The sequence below is a fragment of the Pedobacter heparinus DSM 2366 genome (assembly GCF_000023825.1).
Classification (GTDB): domain Bacteria; phylum Bacteroidota; class Bacteroidia; order Sphingobacteriales; family Sphingobacteriaceae; genus Pedobacter; species Pedobacter heparinus.
In genome coordinates this window covers 2,088,096-2,106,194 of sequence record NC_013061.1, presented here as the reverse complement: position 1 = coordinate 2,106,194, position 18,099 = coordinate 2,088,096, and the positions used below count along the sequence as shown (strand labels likewise).

12 protein-coding genes are annotated in these 18,099 nt (G+C 39.4%); 2 read left to right on the top strand and 10 right to left on the bottom strand.

Annotated features, from left to right (window positions below):
• Nucleotides 1-36: 36 nt before the first annotated feature.
• The 9 genes from PHEP_RS08995 to PHEP_RS08955 form a co-directional block, all read right to left on the bottom strand.
• Complete coding sequence (locus PHEP_RS08995) at nt 37-471, bottom strand: MauE/DoxX family redox-associated membrane protein (protein WP_015807629.1); 435 nt, start codon at nt 469-471, stop codon at nt 37-39.
• A gap of 3 nt (nt 472-474) precedes the next feature.
• Nucleotides 475-1,320: an alpha/beta hydrolase gene (locus tag PHEP_RS08990; protein WP_015807628.1), complete on the bottom strand. Its 846-nt coding sequence runs from the start codon at nt 1,318-1,320 to the stop codon at nt 475-477.
• Nucleotides 1,321-1,343: 23 nt separating this feature from the next.
• Nucleotides 1,344-2,036 (bottom strand): DUF4397 domain-containing protein, encoded by a 693-nt coding sequence (locus PHEP_RS08985; protein ID WP_015807627.1) that lies wholly within the window; start codon nt 2,034-2,036, stop codon nt 1,344-1,346.
• Between the two features lie 11 nt (nt 2,037-2,047).
• Nucleotides 2,048-5,206, bottom strand: a complete 3,159-nt coding sequence (locus PHEP_RS08980; protein ID WP_015807626.1) for an amidohydrolase family protein — start codon at nt 5,204-5,206, stop codon at nt 2,048-2,050.
• Nucleotides 5,206-6,996: a thioredoxin family protein gene (locus PHEP_RS21590; RefSeq protein ID WP_015807625.1), complete on the bottom strand. Its 1,791-nt coding sequence runs from the start codon at nt 6,994-6,996 to the stop codon at nt 5,206-5,208. The genes PHEP_RS08980 and PHEP_RS21590 overlap by 1 nt, the downstream gene beginning before the upstream one ends.
• 154 nt (nt 6,997-7,150) lie before the next feature.
• The gene (locus PHEP_RS08970) at nt 7,151-8,605 is read right to left on the bottom strand and encodes a RagB/SusD family nutrient uptake outer membrane protein (RefSeq protein WP_015807624.1); all 1,455 of its coding nucleotides are present in this window, start codon (nt 8,603-8,605) and stop codon (nt 7,151-7,153) included.
• Between the two features lie 11 nt (nt 8,606-8,616).
• Nucleotides 8,617-12,000 (bottom strand): SusC/RagA family TonB-linked outer membrane protein, encoded by a 3,384-nt coding sequence (locus PHEP_RS08965; protein ID WP_015807623.1) that lies wholly within the window; start codon nt 11,998-12,000, stop codon nt 8,617-8,619.
• A 242-nt stretch (nt 12,001-12,242) separates the two neighbouring features.
• Nucleotides 12,243-13,400: a FecR family protein gene (locus PHEP_RS08960; protein ID WP_015807622.1), complete on the bottom strand. Its 1,158-nt coding sequence runs from the start codon at nt 13,398-13,400 to the stop codon at nt 12,243-12,245.
• Nucleotides 13,401-13,468: 68 nt separating this feature from the next.
• A complete protein-coding gene (locus PHEP_RS08955; RefSeq protein WP_015807621.1) occupies nt 13,469-14,035 on the bottom strand; it encodes an RNA polymerase sigma-70 factor in 567 nt (188 codons plus the stop codon).
• Nucleotides 14,036-14,653: 618 nt separating this feature from the next.
• Here PHEP_RS08955 and PHEP_RS08950 point away from each other — a divergent pair.
• Together PHEP_RS08950 and PHEP_RS08945 are read left to right on the top strand one after the other, a co-directional pair.
• Complete coding sequence (locus tag PHEP_RS08950; RefSeq protein WP_162141643.1) at nt 14,654-16,510, top strand: Piwi domain-containing protein; 1,857 nt, start codon at nt 14,654-14,656, stop codon at nt 16,508-16,510.
• A gap of 1 nt (nt 16,511) precedes the next feature.
• Nucleotides 16,512-17,591 (top strand): SIR2 family protein, encoded by a 1,080-nt coding sequence (locus tag PHEP_RS08945; RefSeq protein WP_015807619.1) that lies wholly within the window; start codon nt 16,512-16,514, stop codon nt 17,589-17,591.
• A gap of 1 nt (nt 17,592) precedes the next feature.
• Here the strand turns inward: PHEP_RS08945 and PHEP_RS08940 are convergent, their stop codons facing one another.
• The gene (locus PHEP_RS08940; protein ID WP_015807618.1) at nt 17,593-17,952 is read right to left on the bottom strand and encodes a 4-fold beta flower protein; all 360 of its coding nucleotides are present in this window, start codon (nt 17,950-17,952) and stop codon (nt 17,593-17,595) included.
• Nucleotides 17,953-18,099: the final 147 nt, after the last annotated feature.

Below are 18,099 nucleotides of genomic sequence, written 5' to 3'. Positions count from 1 at the left end.
TAAGGCCTACTCGGATAAAGGGTTTTCGGCATCCCCCTATTGCTGCGCAACAATATTTTTATTGTTCGATGGATAAATCAATACAGCCACTACCGCCATCAAAACAAAAATTACATTAAATACCAGATGCTGTCTCCAGGTCATGTCCTGCAAAATGCCCCCACACGAGCATGGTATATTTTCACTAAAATTCAGTATCACAATGATGTAGGCTGTAAAAGCAACCATCAGGCTAAATGAGCCATACAAAGCAAACAGTTTAGTTTTCGACCAAAACATCAGCAAGGCCAGCAAAATTTCTAACCCTGGCACTAACCACAACAAAATCGAAGAAAAACGGGTAATTACTGGTGATCGTCCCAATTGTGTTTCAAATTTATCAAGCTCCAGCATTTTGCTCGCTGCAGCATACACAAACAGCAACACAAATAAGAAACAGGCTACATCAACTACTAAGCCACGCTTTTTCATGCCTCAAAACCCACACTTTTTAATAAACAACAACATCGGATCAATCCATTCCGATACCGGCAACCTTTGTATAAACCCATGATTGCCTTCAGGATACAAATGCAGTTCCGCTTTGATCTTTTCTTTAATCAATGCCTGGTACATCACAATGCTGTTTTGTACACTCACCACCCCATCATCAGCGGTATGCGTCAGATAGGTAGGTGGAGTTTGCCAGCTTACATTTTGCTCTGCCGAAAACCAGCTCACCTGCTCAGCTGTAGGTTTATCACCAAGCAAATTAATCCTCGATCCCATATGTGTCAACGACTCCTGCATACTGATAACCGGATAAACTAAAATCATAAAAGCAGGCCGAAGGCTGATATTTGAGGGGTTATCAATCAAGCTTTTGCTAAACTGTGTGCCTAATGTAGCTGCCAAATGCCCGCCAGCACTAAAACCTATCACCCCTACACTGTTCATATCATATCCCCATTCCTTTGCCTTTTCTTTAATCATCTTCATTGCCTGCTGTGCATCTTGTAAAGCAATAGTGCTTTTGTTCGCAGTGCTGTCCTTATCCGGCAACCTATACTTTAGTACAAAAGCAGCAATACCACGTTCTGCAAAGGCCTTGGCAATAGGCGTGCCCTCGGTGTCTGTAGCCAAAAAACTATACCCCCCGCCAGGGATTACCAGTACTGCAGTACCAGTAGCTTTTTCCTTTGCAGGGAGGTAGGCGGTGATGGCTTGCCCAGCCTCCCCAGGCAAAGGGATTACCTGCTGTGCCAAAACCACGTTGCACAGCAACCAAAAACAGAACGTTAATGGAACGGAGAGTATTAATTTGCGGATAATATTTTTCATGACTTATAATCTAATTTTATTGCTTAAAGTGGATAGTGGTTAACTCTGGTTACACCTGCAGCAGGGCTGCCACCAACTACCCCTCTTAATACCAGGGTCACATTTCTAAAGCGGGGTACAAAAGCAGCCAATGTGGCCCCACTCATGGTAATGCTGCTTATCAGTGCATTAGTTGCAGCATTTCTAAACTGGAAAGTATAAGCAGTATTGGTGCTTAATGCCGGATAACTTTTAAACTCAGTTAATTGCTTATAAGCTATATTCCCAAATTCACTTACACCCACAGAAGTGGATAGCGTAACCTTTATATCCGGGCTACCTGGCGATAGGTTAATTATCCTAACTCCGGCAGTACTATCGCTGCGAACCGGTATGTTCTCTTTAACCAGAATAGCTTCTCTTGCTACATTGCTACCACCTAAAAACAAAGTGTAAATGTCCCTGTCTGCTACAGCCAACATTTTGTTGGAGTTGTAAATTGGATGCAAAGAATCGCCCACAGCCCATACATAAATATCCGGGTTACCGGCGTATACAGAAAAATCAATAGCGGCGTTGTTATTGACCAGAGTAGGAGTAGCACCTAGCCTAACTGCAGCACCACTACTAACGGTATTTACAATTTTTAAAGACCCCATAGCAGTAGTCTTAAATTCTGTTTTTTTGCAGGCTGCCAGCAGCAAAACTGCAACAATTAATACGTTCAAATATTTCATCTCAGTTTATTTTAGTTTTTAATCGTTTGGAATTTCTTAGCCTTTGGCCATATTTCATCCAGTGTATTGCCATCATACAAAACGCCGTCTTTCATTACGCTTTGTATTTCCATGGTGTTCCTGATATTGTCTAAAGGATTTTTATTCAAAATAATCAGGTCAGCAATCTTTCCTGGCTCTATAGAACCCAGATCTTCCTGCATCCCCAGGCCGCCCGCAGCCATAATCGTCGCGGCCTGTATCGCTTCCAGGTTCGTCAGTCCCCCCATTTGCAGCGCCCAAATTTCAAAATGAGCACCCAATGCCGGGTCATTGCCATGGCTACCCATAGTAACCCTCCCGCCTGCATGACGGATGGCAGCATCAACTTTACTTTGGTTCACAAATGAAGGCAGCTCCTGATGTGCTTCTGCGTAAATTTTCAGCTTTTTCAGCTCTTCCTGGCGGCGTTTTATTTCTTCTTCCGGATAAAAACGCTTCATTTTTGCATCAGGCTGAGCATATTTTTCTAAAAAATGGTTCCTTCCCAGCTCAGTTCCATAAGCCACCTGCAAAGTTGGTGTTAAGTAAACACCAGATTTTGCGATCAGCTGGATGACATCATTATACACTTCACCCCATAGCGGGTTGTGCTCTATACCGAAAGTACTGTCTTTGATGTGGCCGATAAACCCTCGCATATCTTTTTCAACTTCATTGGTCATATTTAGCCCTGCCTGCTCGCAGGCCAGTAATAACAACTGTCGTTTTAAGCGAGTCGGTTGCGCATACTGCTTAACCGCTATAGCCCCCATACGTTTACGGTTTTGGGCAATAATATAGGCTTCGTTCAGGTCATTCATATTCGGGTACCTATCTTCCCTAACTGCATAACCTACATTAAAAAACCTCGGGCCAGTCATCTGTCCGGTTTTCAACAATTCCTCATACCCAAAAGAATCATGGCTTCCAGAAGGTTCCCTCGCGGTGGTTACACCATAAGCCAGTCCTGCAAAAAAACTCCATGGTTGCTGAGGAAAAACTTCTGCTGGCGGGCGCAGGTGATCATGTAAGTCTATCAGGCCGGGCATAATCGTTTTTCCCAGCATATCCATAACTTTTGTACCCGGCGGAATATTTACTTCCGCGTTTTTACCTGCGGCTACAAAACGTCCGTCACGAATTAAAATGGTGCCATTTTCAATAACTTCATTTTCCCTGGCCGTAATGATCCTGGCATTTTTTAAAGCCAGCATCCCATTAGCCACTTGTTGAGCAACCTTAAGGTTAATGTCAATACTCTCGTCCGGAACAATTTCTACATCCAGTATTCCCGATTCAGCCAAACCCATTTTTTTTCGTTGCCCGGCAGCTGCAATTGCTGCTGCAACAATCATATCCGGGTCAATCCGGAAATATTGGTTGGCGAAAGACCAGCTCAACACCTCCCCCCCCTTTTCCCAGTGCGGATCAAAACCACCCTTGGCAAAACGTATTACAGGATTTTTTTTTTCGGTATCATACAATATTGTCGGTGCTCCTGAAGGATCAACAGGAACCAAATGCAAATTTTCTTCATTCAGGTATACGAAATATCTGCCATCCGGTGATTGAATAATCTGACGCAAAAATAATTCACTACCTATTCCCTCATATCTTGCGGTTGCTAAAACATTCACTTTCCCTTCCTGATCTTTGGATACCAAAAATGGAAATACCCCACTCTTTCCTACCCTTGAGGGTGCATAAATGAGCCCTTCACCATTTGCTGAAAACGTAGTTCTGTTAGAAAGTGGAACACTATCTGCAATCACTTTTTGGTTCCCATTTTGCAATTCAAGGGTAATTAATTGACCGATTCCAGGCCCATCTCTGTCCCCAAGCATCGGCTTACCCTGCCACACTTTACGCCCTTTTGTAACCGCAATAGATTTTCCATCAGGAGACCAGTTTGGATAATGGTAAACCCCGGCCTTATGTGATATTTGTGTTAGACTGTCACCATTTTTATCCACTTTCCAGACCTGTCCAAACTCAGCATCGCTCCAGCTTACAAAAGTAATCCATTGCCCATCCGCCGACCATGCCGGCTGAAACTGGCTAAAAGGCTGTTTCACCAATATCCGGGGCTTACCTCCGGGTAAATCCATGATATAGATCCGGTTCAACGCAGAAAACACCAATTGCCTGCCTTCAGGGCTTGCGCAGGCCGAACGCATATACTTGACCTGCAGCGAATCCTGAGAAACTTTAAACGTAGCAGTATTAGGCTTTCCCATATCTACCTTTACGTTGGCAGTAAAGGGGATAATTTCATCTTTGCCTGTTCTTATCTCAATCATATGGATCTTTCCCCCATAACCGATCAGGATCTTTTTTGAATCACCCGAAAAATTATAGTTAGGTAAACTGTTACCGATTCCAGGAACATGTTGCTCCCATCTGGCAAGTACCCGTTCTTTTTTTGACGACAGATCAACCAGCCTTAAACTGCACCATACACCTTCTGTCATTAAATAGCTTAACCAATTACAATCCTGCGATACTTTGATCCGCTTTGCAGCCTTTGCGGCAATCCCCTGTAGTTCAATCAATATTTTTTCTTCGCCCCTGGATTTTGCATGCTGATAAATAACTAAGCTATTTGATGCTTCTCTATGCATGTAATAAATAAATTTGTAGTCTGATGAGAACCCCACAACATTGGAAATGTTTTTAGAATCGTCAACCTCACCTCCTGTCAAATGGTACAAAGGATAGTGTCTGTCAAAATCATTGGAGGTAGTAACCCAATCATTTGGCCCAAACCAAACCGGAACTCCTGGCAATTTCCCCTCAAAGGTTTGAATCGCGTTGCCTGACACATTCCTGACGGTAAGACGGTCATCACCTGATCTATCGCTGATGTAGGCGATCCTCTTTCCGTCAGGGCTCCAAACAGGCAAGTCATTAATCGCAATTCCTCGTGTAATTTGTGTAGCAATTCCACCTTTTGACGATACCGTATACAAATCTCCCAGCAAACAAAAAACAACGGTCTTACCATCAGGAGAAAGGTCCACGCTCATGTTACTTCCTTCTTTTGTCGTAAAGGAAACGGCACGCTCCGCCTGAATCGGAAGTTGCGCTAAACCTGCATTACCTGCAAAAAGCAAACAGAGTAATGCTATAAAATTGATCAGTTTCATCATTATTTAACTTTCCTATTTTCATTTGCGCCAAACTCCCAGGTTTTTTCTTTACTCAGCATTTTCTCCAGCGTTTTTTTCAATCCTTTCGACGCAGGATTTATTAAAACCGCTTGCTTTTGTAAAAGGATCGCTTCCTCATTTCTTCCCAGTTTATATAATAAATTTGCCTTTGTATCTAAAAGTCCGGCGCTTCCTTCTGATTTGGCCCAAAGTGCTATTGATTTATCAATATATTTCAAACCTAATTCAAGAGCTTTTTTATCAAAAGAATATTCAAATAAATCCCATGCGGTAGAGTTTAACCCTAGTACCGATTGATTAGGACTTTCAATATTTTCATTTTTTGTACGTTGGAAAAGGTATTTTACATAATTATCCCAATCTTTTTTTCCTTTATACCATGCAACTTTATAGTTAAGTATAATAACATTTGCACGTTCTTTTGTGGTCTTACTCCATAAGGTTGCAAGAATCTGTTTCCAATCAGGAGCTATTCCTTTCAATTTTGCCTGATCAAAAGTGGGTTGTACGAATTCATTGCTAAACACCCAATTTATAGCAGCGTCCGAGAACCCCGGATACTCCATTAAACTATCTACAATATTAGCCTGATTACAGAAAGCTTGGTAAATTCTATCTTGCGTCATCAGCGTCCGGGGATATTTAAATATTAAATCGAGGTTCTTCCTGGTTAGAAAATCCTTTTCAGGTAACTTCTCCAGGTAATTTTTCATATAATACCGAGTAAGTTCCGTTGATAAACTTTTTTCGCCCTTGTCTTCTAAATGTTTGATAAATCCTGGGATGAGATTAACGTCCATCTCCCCGGCATGTATCTGTTTTATTAAAGAATAAAGCTGTTTATTAGGATTGATGGCATCTTTAAGGAGGTTTAAAAATTCATCTGGATTTCGCGCGCCCATATCTTTATGAATAATTTCACCACTTGGGCTAAAAAAAAGATAACTGGGCAATCCGGTTATATTGTATTTTTTTTCCAATTCTCTTGCTGCAGCATATAACGGTCTTACACTCGGAGAATCGTTTTTAGTCGAATCCATTTGTATTTTAATGGAAATAAATTGCTCATTCATGGCTTCTCCTACCATGTTTAATGGGTAAACCTCCATATCCATTACCTTACATGGCCCACACCAGGTGGCATAACAATCCACAAAAATGTATTTGTTTTCAGCTTTTGCCTTTGCTTTGATTTGTTCCCAGTTCAATCCTTGCACAAAATTCACACCTTTTCCTTTAGCAGCCTCCCTGGCAGCCGATTCTGGATCTAGTTTTTCATAGCTCGCTTCTGCAGTATAATCCTGAATTCCGGCTTTAACCTCATCGGTCGAATCATATACCCTCAAAAGCGTCAAGCCCCCTTCCTTATCCAGGGTGTAGGTTTCGTCATCTGTACCGAGCAGCTCTTTAGGATAGTTATTGGAAAATACTTTTGTATGTTTCAACCAGGAACCATCCGCTTTCTTTTGAATAGTTACAAGTTTTTTCTTTCCACTGTGGGTCTTACTTTCATTGATACTGTTAAAGCTTAACAGCTGACTGATGACGCTATCTCTGTCACCAAGGTTACTGGTCAGTTTAAATTCAACCCCATCCGGAGTTTGGTTGATCACCATCTGCTTTGGTAGGGCGTTGACGTATTCAGAGCCCTTAATCGTCTTTAAGTTTTTTAAGCGCCAGGTTCCTGTTAAATCTTGCGCAAAGCTGCTTCCCCCAAAACAAAGCAGGCATAGCAATAGCATGATCAATTTTGTGAATTGCGTTTTCATTTGTATGTTTTTAGTTTGTGTTTAAAAATTATTCAATAGAACACCAGTCCGTCCTTTCGACCGCAGGGAGAAATCTCTTGTTCAAGCATAGTTCAAGAAATCTCTCATCGCTGCGCTTCCTTCGAGATGACTAGCGCGTTATAGCATGGCACCCTCAATACCCAGGGTTTTGCGTTAAATTCCTGTCCCTTTGAAGATCTCTGAACGGCAGCGGGTAGAGCTGATCTGTACTTTGCCATGTTCCTCCTTTTGTTGGGGTAACCACACTCATTACGGCATCTACCTTACCGGTACGTTTCAAGTCAAACCATCGGTGTCCCCATTCAGTAAAAAGTTCCACTTGCCTTTCATGCATGACAGCGGTCAGTAAGGAATTCTGGTCATTGGCCGTTAAGGTGGCATCAGCCAGACCTGCCCTTCTTCTGATGACAAACAGATCTTCTCTTGCGCCGTTAACATTTTCCAATTTTGCTCTTGCTTCTGCCCTGATCAGATATTGCTCTCCTAACCGAAGCATCATGATATATTCAGCGCCTTGCGTAGAACCGTAACTCAATTTGTATTTAAAGGGGTAATAATAAGTAGTCCCTGAAATCACGGTTTTGTCAACCCAGTTTCCAGGAACAGCCCTGGAATCCCCCGGTTCAAACGCATTTAACATAAAGCTACTTAAGTATACGGGGTTATATTCGGATAGTCCAAAACTACTCAGGATAAAAAAGCCTCCGTCACCGGTATTCATACCAGTATACACAGTCTGGAGCTGCCAAATGGCTTCCCGGCTATCTTTCTTAAATACATCGTTTAAGGGCTCCAAACCAAATAAACCGTTGTTACTTATTAATTTTGAAGAGGTTAGTTCTGCGTTACTCCATTCCTCATTGTATAGGTAAACCCTAGCCAGTAAAGCTGAAGCAGCCCAGCTGGTGGGCCGTACCCTTTCCGGAGCAGATGAATATTTCTTTAGTCCCCCATTTAAATATTCAGGGCTTAGTAAGGCCTCCGCTTCTTTCAGATCCTTAATAATCTGTTCATAAACCTGTTTTTTGGGAGTCCTGCTCAATTGGATATTTACCTTAACAACAGTTGAAGTAGGCATTGGGATATCGCCATATAGATTTGCTAAATTTAAAAAATAGGACGCCCTCATAAACTTCGCTTCTCCCAGCAATTGATTTTTTACAGCAGCACTCAAACCATCAGAATTACTCACCCCTTCTATAATGGTATTGCAGGCATATATCTCTGTATACGGCCAATATTCATCCCCTGCTGAAGCGCCCTGATGAGAAAATAAATCATTGGTAAAGTAGCCGATCTGTTTAGCATCGGAAACTCCCTCCCACAACTTCAATTCATCTGATGAAAGGCCGGTAAATCTACTGATTCCCGTAAAATTTGTAAAAGCAAGGTCGTTGTTGCTTAAACTAGCAAAATGCCCTGTCATTACAGCTATAGCGGTATTATCCTCCTTAAAAGCACTAAGTGTGGTCAGGTCTGTGACAGGAGGATCGATGTCCACAAACTTCTTACATCCTAAACTAGATATATAAAATATGATGGATAAAATCATAAAATATTTACTGCATATTTTGGTGATAGTTAACATAATCTTAAATTTTATAGTGAAGCCTGGATTCCTAAAGTAATGATTCGAAGTTGTGGTAAAGTAGTTGAACTTTGCGTTTCCGGATCCAAGCCTTTATACCTGGTGAGTGTAAATAGATTTTGTACGTGTGTATAAATTCTGAGGGATTGAAGTGACATCCTTTTTATCCATTCTTTCGGTAATTGGTACGATAAGGACACATTCTTAAGCCTAATAAATGAAGCATCAACGTATGACCGATTGCTACTCAAAATGAGACTATAAATACTACTTAGCGTTGTTTTCTGCGTAAACCTCTGGTTTTCTGCAATATCGCCTGGATTTTGCCAACGATTTAATACAGAGATGGGCTGATTCCCTACACCTGAATTAAATCTTCCGGGAAGATTGGAAGGAAAATTTGCACCTAATTTTTTAACAAATTGAAATAAAAAATCAAACTGCACACCTCTATATATCAATGAATTATAAACACCACCATGATATTCGGTTTGGATGTCGATAGGTATTCGTTCAAAAGGTTCAGATGCATTAGATGTTGGACCATTTCTACCCGCAATCTGAAAAACCCCTGTCATTGGATCTATTCCAACATAGGGATTACGTTTTAGTATGTTAAAAGGTTCCCCAACTATCAGGTTACTAACATAAGTTGAAGTTTCGATTCCTGGAAATGAGAGTAATTTATTGTCAGGAAATGTTAAATTAATACCGCTGGTCCAGGATAGGGCAGCATTTTTTAAATTAACGGTTTTAAGGTTAAAATCAATAGCCCTATTTTGCAAAGTAGCAGGGAAATTATAATTTATATAGGTATAACCAGCTATTAATGGTAAATCATAATCTAACAATTGATTGGAACATCTGTTGCGCGAATAATTGGCAGTTAATAAAATTCTATCTTTTAAAAAACCAAGATCAACCCCCAATTGCAATTTCCGCGTCTCCTCCCATTCAAGATGTTCATTCAATAAACCTCCCATGATATAACCGGCGATACCCTGATAAGGAACATTAACACTAATAGCATTCAATCTTGGAACAAAGCTATAATCTCCGATTTGATCACTCCCGGTTGTACCGTAGTTTCCCCTGACCTTACCGAAACTTAGAAATGACAGATTGTCTTTGATAAATTTCTCCTCGCTTAAAATCCAGGCTACACCAGCAGAGCCAAAATTATGAAACTTAGTATAGGGGCCAAAACGACTGCTGCCGTCTCTTCTAACGGTCAGGTTAATGACATATTTATTCTTAAAATTGTAATTCAACCTGCCGAAAACGCCAACATATTTGTAAACAGAAACCACAGAGGCCCCGGCCACTATTGTAGCCGCTGATTTTATATCCTCTAACGAAGCATCATTCGTATAACCTGAACCAGCTAAATTAATACCATTACTAGACCTTTGCTGAGCTGTACCGCCTATTAATAAATTAAATCGATGATCTTTAAAATCAGCATCATAATTCAATTGGGGCTCAATGATCCAGGAATCAATATTATTATTTGAGTACTTAGCGGTACGTAATTCATTCGGATTTGACGTTACTCTATATTCTGGTGGATATATAGACAAAGGGCCGCCGCTAAATTCATCATTTTGATTTTTGGTATATCCAAAATTAGTTTTTATCTCTAAACCATTTAAGATCTTATACTTTAAAGCAAGTCCTGAGACCAAGTTGGTCGTTTTGGCTTTATACTCTGCCCCTAGCTGAGCCAATGGGTTTGCAATTAAACTCGATATGCCTGCTAAAGTAGGAGCCCAGTTCAGACTACCATCAGAATTAAGAAGTTCAGGAGCATTTGGTGATAACTTTACTCCATAATAGGTAAAATCAACCCCGGGTAACCTGTTCACATCCCCCATATAACTTCCTGAAAACTGAAGGCTAAACTTTTGATCGCTCGAAGTATTGCTTAAAGAAAAGCTAAGGTTACTTGATTTGTTGGCATTTTCTCCGGGGAAAACAGTCGTCATACGATTATAGGTTCCTGATATTCTAAATTGGGTATTCACATTGCCCCCGGATATGGTTAATGCAATATTATTATATTGGGCGGTACCGCCGATCAGTTCCTTTTGCCAATCGGTATACCTGTTGGTATCCCAATGTCCATTCACGTCATAATCCGTATTATTTGGATTGGTAATTATTGATGGGATGGGAAGACCGTCATTTTTAAAGGCCTCCCTTCTCATTTCCAGGTATTGTTCTGTATTCAGTACTTTTAAAAATTTACCTACTTGTCCCCAACCATTTTGAATGTTCAGATCGAATTGTGTTGTCCCTGCCTTACCTTTTTTAGTTGTGATCAATATTGCCCCATTCGCCGCCCTTGATCCGTAAATGGCAGTAGCATCCGCATCTCTTAAAATATCTATACTTTCTATATCTCCCGGGTTAATGTAATTTAACGGATTACCAGATCCTCCCCTGCTATCACCCGAATTCCCTAACATTAAACTTCCTACACTAGCTGTGCTTAGTGTCTGAGAAGCATAAGGTACACCGTCAATCACAATGAATGGATCGTTTCCGTTTAAAATACTATTTGAGCCTCCGAGGCGTATAGTAACACCTGCACCATTTAAACCATTTGTGGGTGTAATCTCTAAATTCGGAACCAACCCTTGAAGGGCAAGTAAAGGGTTTTTCACCAGTTGTCTTTCTAAGACGTCAGCTTTAATAGAAACCACACTACCTACACTGTTACGTTGTGTCTGTGTACCATAAGCAATCACCTGCACCTGATCTAATGGATTATCCGAAAGCTTCATCGCAATAGTGCCCATCGCCTGTTTAGCTGGCAATTCCTGGGTTACATAACCGGTATACGAAATCATCACCATAGCCCCCTCTTCCACATGCTCCAACATAAACCGGCCTTTAATATCGGTAATCGCGGTTTTCGCGCCTTTAGCTTTCACCGTCGCCCCCGGCAGCGGTATACCCTTCTCATCCAGCACAGTACCGGTAATGTCAATAGCAGCCCAGCGATCAGCCAGGCGCTCCAGAAAGGTAGGAGCTTTTCGGGTAATAAAAATAGTGTTGTCCTTTACCTGGTAATTTAAAGGTTGTCCTTCAAAAAGTTGCCCCAGTGCATCATTTATAGGGATATTGGATAAATTTATATTTACTTTCTTAGCCTGGTTCAGTACTTCGCTACCGTAAAGTACATCAAAACCAGTCTGAAGCTTTATTTTTTTTAATACTTGTTCTAGCGAGGCGTTTTTTTCAGACAGAGAGATTCTTTGCGCAAATGAACTTGCGCTAACCTGCATCAGGCAGGTAAAAAGCATAATTATGATCAGTTTCATAATTAAAAGTATTTTAGGCGGCAGGCCAAAATAGCGTAGCACACCAGGTTTCAAAGGATAATTTTTCATATCTTTGATAAGGTTTGAGTTGATAGTAAAACGGTTCGCAAAAATTGTTTTGTCCCCTTGGGGACTGGTTGACTCAAACTACTGCCGGATAGTGTTAGAAGCATTATTCGGCTTTGTTTTTATTGGCCACCCTCTTGTTATAAGCTTATTCTTTCTTTTGTAAGTATCTGTTCATTGGTTCTTGTTGGTTAGGTTTTTAATTAGTTGATATGTAATAGGGTTGGTTAAGCCCTGATGATCCATTATTTAGTTACGTACACTTTATGCCCCTCTATTTTAAAACGTACTTCTTTTGTGTTTTCCAGCATTTCCAATAGTTTAGACACTTTCTCAAACCTGGATATACTTCCCGTTAACTTTACTTCCTGTAGTGGCTCCTGAAAAACTACATCTACATTGTACCATCGTGCTACCTTGCGCATAATGCTACTCATCTCTTCACGTTCAAAGCTAAACTTGCCGTTCTTCCAGCTTATGGCTTCGGCAGCGTCTACTTCCTTTACAGCTATCCCCTGGCTACCCGTGACAAGGGATTGTTGGTTAGGTTTTAATATTACTGTTCCCTCATCGCTACGCTTCCCACTAAGTAAGGATACTTTCACACTCCCTTCTAACAAAGTGGTTTTAGTGCTGCCTTCATCTTTATAGGCATTAATGTTAAAATGTGTACCCAGTACCTCTACTTCTTGTTGATCTGCTACTACTATAAAAGGTTTCTCCTTATTTTTAGCCACCTCAAAATACACCTCTCCATTTATTATCAAAATTTTGCGTTCCTTACCAATAAATTGTGACGGGAAAGAAATTTTTGTGTCGGCGTTAAGCCAAGCTCGGCTGCCATCGGGTAAAGTGATTTGGTAGGTGCCGCCACGTGGGGTGCTTAAACTCGTCATCTCGACAGAGCGAAGCGACGAGAGATCTCTCCCTTCGGTCGAGATGACGGTGTTATCATTGTAGGTTAGTTTATTCACACCAACAATTACCCCGGTTTTAACATCGCTTAGGACTATGGTTTTACCATTGGCAAGGGTAAGGGTGGCGGTGTTTTTACCCGGGGCAATGTCGTTTGTATAGTTTGTAGCTCCTGAACCAGGTTCAGGTTTACCTGGCGCTTTAAAAAAGAACACCCCAAACACAATGGCTGCTACCGCAGCGGCGGCCAATGCTATACGAGGCCACAAGCGTCTCTGCTTTACTGGTTGGATACCTATACTTTCTTTAATTCTTTGTTTCAGCCGGCTTTCTAATATTTGCTCATAATCGGCTTGGTTTACATCAACGTTTACTGTGGCATCATCATGCGAATGGTACCATTTGTTAATCATATCCTTTTCTGCTTCGCTGGCAGTACCATTGAAGTAGCGATTTATAGCCCTTAAAAATTGATCTGAAAACTGCATTTTTTTCTGTCCCTTTTATAGTAAGTGTATTCAAACAGGGCCAGCACCTATCTGATATTAAAAAAAAGTTAAAATAGTATTAAATGAATGTTTTTTACATTCTTACGCAGGATGTTCAGAGCTTTGTTCATTTGGTTTTCTACAGTACTGGTCGAAACATTCATCTTTTCCGCTATCTCTTTAACAGAAAGTTGCTCTTCTCTGCTATACTTAAATACCAGCCTGCACTTTTCGGGTAACATTTCAACTTCAGTATTTACCATTTCCAATAAGCGCTTGTAATGCAATCTGTCCTCTATATCTTCCTGGTCTATCACCAATTCCGCATTATCCATTGCATGCTCATCATGTGAAAACTTTTGCGCACGTTTAATTACATGAAATACCATATATTTTGTGGCCCGGGCCAGGTAAGCGTTCAAGTGTTCCACCTCAGCAGTTGCCCTGTTCTTCCAGATACTTACCAGCACATCATGTACAATATCTTCAGCAGATTGGGTATCCCGTAAGCGATTATAGGCCAGCGCATACAACACCCTCCAGTAACGATTATAAACTTCAGTAAAAGCATACTCATCCCCACTCTTTAACAAAGCAGTTAGTTCCTGATCGGTATATGTGCTGTAAGCACTCATTTTCCGTATGGTTTAATTCCCCTATTAAATTTAATGATTATTCTGCAATTCTATACATTTTCAACGGAATAAACCAAATGGTGTACTTTTGACACTCAGTAACTTACCAGCAAAAACAGGCTTTGAGTAATGTTCAAAGCCTGTTTTTAAAAGAAAATAAATTTCATCCGGCAATGACTAATGCAGGCTTATGTAATTTTTAATATAAACGCTTTCTTCTTCATAAAAGAAACATAGAATATTATCGCTGATCTTGAAAATATGAACCAATATTGCCAAACGTTAAAGTAAAAATATGACCAACTTAACGAGTAGAAGATTATGAGTCTTCTAGCCTAACCGCCCTATTATGAGGCAAAATGTGCTTTTCTGACTTACAGAAGCAATTTACGAACTATTTTTGAAACCACAAAATTTTGCTCCGTTACGTATTTGTTACGGTTTCATTGCGTAAAGTAAACTATACCGCATTGATCTCTTCTCGCCAAAACTAAATGCCCACTTATTTTCATCCGGATTCCCGTAAAAACTTATTTGAAAATTAAGATTATATTAGGCCCTAATGAATGATCTCTTAAAGCCAACTATAAATTGATGAGGAATATTCTACTTAATTTTTTGAAATTCGAAAATCAGGATTTCGGCACTACTGTATTTAGAAAAGAGGCAGAAGCTGGAGTTTTTAAGGACGGATTTAGTTATTATGATTTCGAGGTTGATGGAAGAAATGTTAAATATGAAATTTCTGATACAGCATTGGAAGGTTATACCTCTTTTACACTACCGTCGTATCTGAACGTTGGATTGGTTTCTAAAAAACTCTACGAAAAAATAATAGATGCCTCGAATCAGGTTAACGGTAGGTTTATATTACATCCGGAAAAAGAATATAATCGCCGCATCCATTTTGAAATAGAACCACACCCAAAAGGCAGAAAGTGCGTTTGGGTGGAGCCTTATTTTCTAAAGAGCAAACAGGTATGGGGTCTATTAATTGGATTCCAATTTATTGTAAGCCAAAATGTATTAAGTGGCGGATATAAAGTTGATAGAGATATTCAAATTGCAAGCGGCTCCTTAAATGCTCGTGGGTTAAGCAATCTGGATTTTTATCTCTTTAAGTATAATCATATAACGACTTTCATAAAAAACATTTTACCAGGCATAAATTTAAATTTAAATAATGCGATCAATAGTTCCCTATTTCCAGTTGAATCATACCTGTTAGATGCTAAACAATACATGTTTAAGGACAACAGGATTGATAATAGTTCATATTTTGGCTTATCTAAATACGCTCCTTTACAACCTGTATCAAAAGAAACCACATTTTATTTTATATATCGAAAATCAGATCGTGGCATAGCTGTGAATTTACTAAAGGGCCTAAGAGGTGAATCACATCCAAATACTTTTAGCGGAATTCAAAAATTCTTCAAAATACCTTTTACCAATGACCATATAAAAGGATTCGCCTTAGACGATTATAACGAGCCTAATATTTCAAAAGTAGTTGAGGATATAAAGGCTGAAGTAAATAACGTTTTACCTGTAATAATAACAAATTCTAAAAAGGAAGAAAGTGATGATAAATTATATTTTTCTCTAAAACATCGTTTCACAAATGAGGGCATACCTTGTCAGGTTGTAACCAAGGATTTGATTATCAATGATAATGCGCTAAAGTTTTCATTGGGAAATATCGCATTGCAAATGTTTGCTAAAGCTGGCGGCATTCCCTGGAAAATGAAACCAGCTACTACTGAATATCTTATTATTGGAATTGGTCAATCATATAATATTGAGATTACAGAGGACGGAAATAAGGTTGAGAAAAACATTACGTACTCCGTGCTAACTGATTCTAGTGGCATATTTAAGGATCTACAGGTTCTGAGTGAAGGGGTAGCTACGGATGATTCTTATTATACGCAACTTGTAAACAATATTGCTGGTATTATAAATAATGGTAAGTATAAAAAGATAGCAGTTCATACGCCTTTCAGATTAAGTAAAGATAAGGTATTAGATAAGGTTGTTAAACTGATCGACCACAATATAGAGTTATCAGTTTTGGTGATTAACGATAAAACAGATTTTTTTGGATTTGATGCATCAAACAATGGATTGGTGCCCTTTGAGAGCACATTTCTTAAGTTGTCTAGCCAAGAATACCTTGTGTGGTTTGAGGGTATTCAGCCATCCAATCCTAAAATCACCAAGAGGTTTGGCAACCCTCTTTCAATAAAATTCTGGTACACAAATAACCCCCAATTCTTTCAAGATATTGACTATAAAGAGTCCTTGCTTCAAGACTGTATCAATTTATCCGGTGCGAATTGGCGTGGATTTAAGGCAAAACAGTTGCCCGTGTCTGTCTTTTATTGCCAACGAATTTCTGAATTTATCGGTAAGTTCAGACAATATGAATTAAGCCACATCGATATAAACAATTTAAAACCTTGGTTCTTGTAATATGAATAAGCAATTCGGAGAGGACAAAATTATAATCCTATTGGGTGCCGGGGCGAGCTGTGACGCAGGTATGCGTAATTCTACCCAAATGATAACAGACATTGAATCCCTATTGAAAGGAGAATGGTCAAGTTTTAAAGATTTATACAACTATATACAAAGTTCCCACTATCATTTGGAGAGAATCAAAGGTGTCGATTCAAAATCGATAATGTTCAATATAGAGAATTTAGTAGGATTGCTAAATGTTATCATCAATATCTCGGAAAAAAAAGTTGATGTTTACCCTTTTATTGGCAGTTGGGAAAAGGAATTACTTGTTGTAGCGGGTCACAAACTTGAATTGGCAGTGAAATTTAAAGAGGAAATTTTAAGTAAGTTAAAGAATACATGGCTTAGCCCCGATGACTTTAAAAGAAAAAGCGCTTATTATAAGAAGTTAAAAGAAACAGGATATACTATGCCATTGCGTATCTTCTCATTAAATTATGATATGTGTGTTGAAGAAAATCTCGGAATGGAAAATATTGAACGGGGTTTTGGAGAGGATAAAATTTGGGACTATCGAAGATATGAGCCTTCTCAAGAGCAAGAGATAAGCTATTTCCTTTATAAATTACATGGCTCTTTGGATTGGAAAAGAAACACTCAAAACAGGCTGACCTATTCGGATTCTATTTCTTCAATAAATCCTTTAAATATGGAAATCATTTTTGGTGTGCAAAACAAACTACAATCGTATGATCCATATTTATTCTATTTCTATGCATTTCGTGAGGCGTGCATAAGGTCTGAACTTATTGTTATAAGTGGTTATGGATTTTATGATCAGCATATCAATGATAATTTATCAAGCGCAATCGAACTTGATCCTAACAAGAGGATTTTAGTTAACGTTTACGAATGTGACAGTTTTGATCAGGACTCTTATATAAAGAATTTAAGTGCCTTGCTAAAAATAAATTCTGAGAACATAACTGTTCAAAATTGCTCTGCCCAAGAGTTTTTCAATAATTGTTTAAATCTGGAATATTTTTCGTCATTGTTTCCAGATGATGATAATGAGAATGTCTTACCCTAAATTATTGAGAAAAATATTCTTCGTCTGGCAAAATTGACCAAGTTAATGATCTTGCAGGTTTTGCCGGACGCGCTTCCCTTGCTGACCTGGCAGGTCTGGCGGTTCTTGCACTTCTTGCTGGTCTTGCTGCCCTGGCAGGTCGCGCTGGACCACCTGTAGAATTTTCAGTAAAGAACTTGGGCCTCCCATTTCTGTCATAAAACCAGTCGTTATAAATCCATCCCAAATATCTACCATTATAAGCATAAACATTATCGTCGCTTAACCATGCAACAGGCTTTCCGTTATAAAGGTAAATTGAACCATTATCATCGCTGATATATGCAATCGCCCTTCCTTGTTGATTATATAAAGTTGTCATAGTTTAATAAAGATAATAGATTTATTTGACAGGTACTCCTCATATTACTCCCTTAAAAAGCCTAATTTTCAATAATTGCATCTTTAAAAAGATGCTTTTGTTCGGAATCAACCGAAAAGAACATTACACCAGAAAAGGCAGTACCAT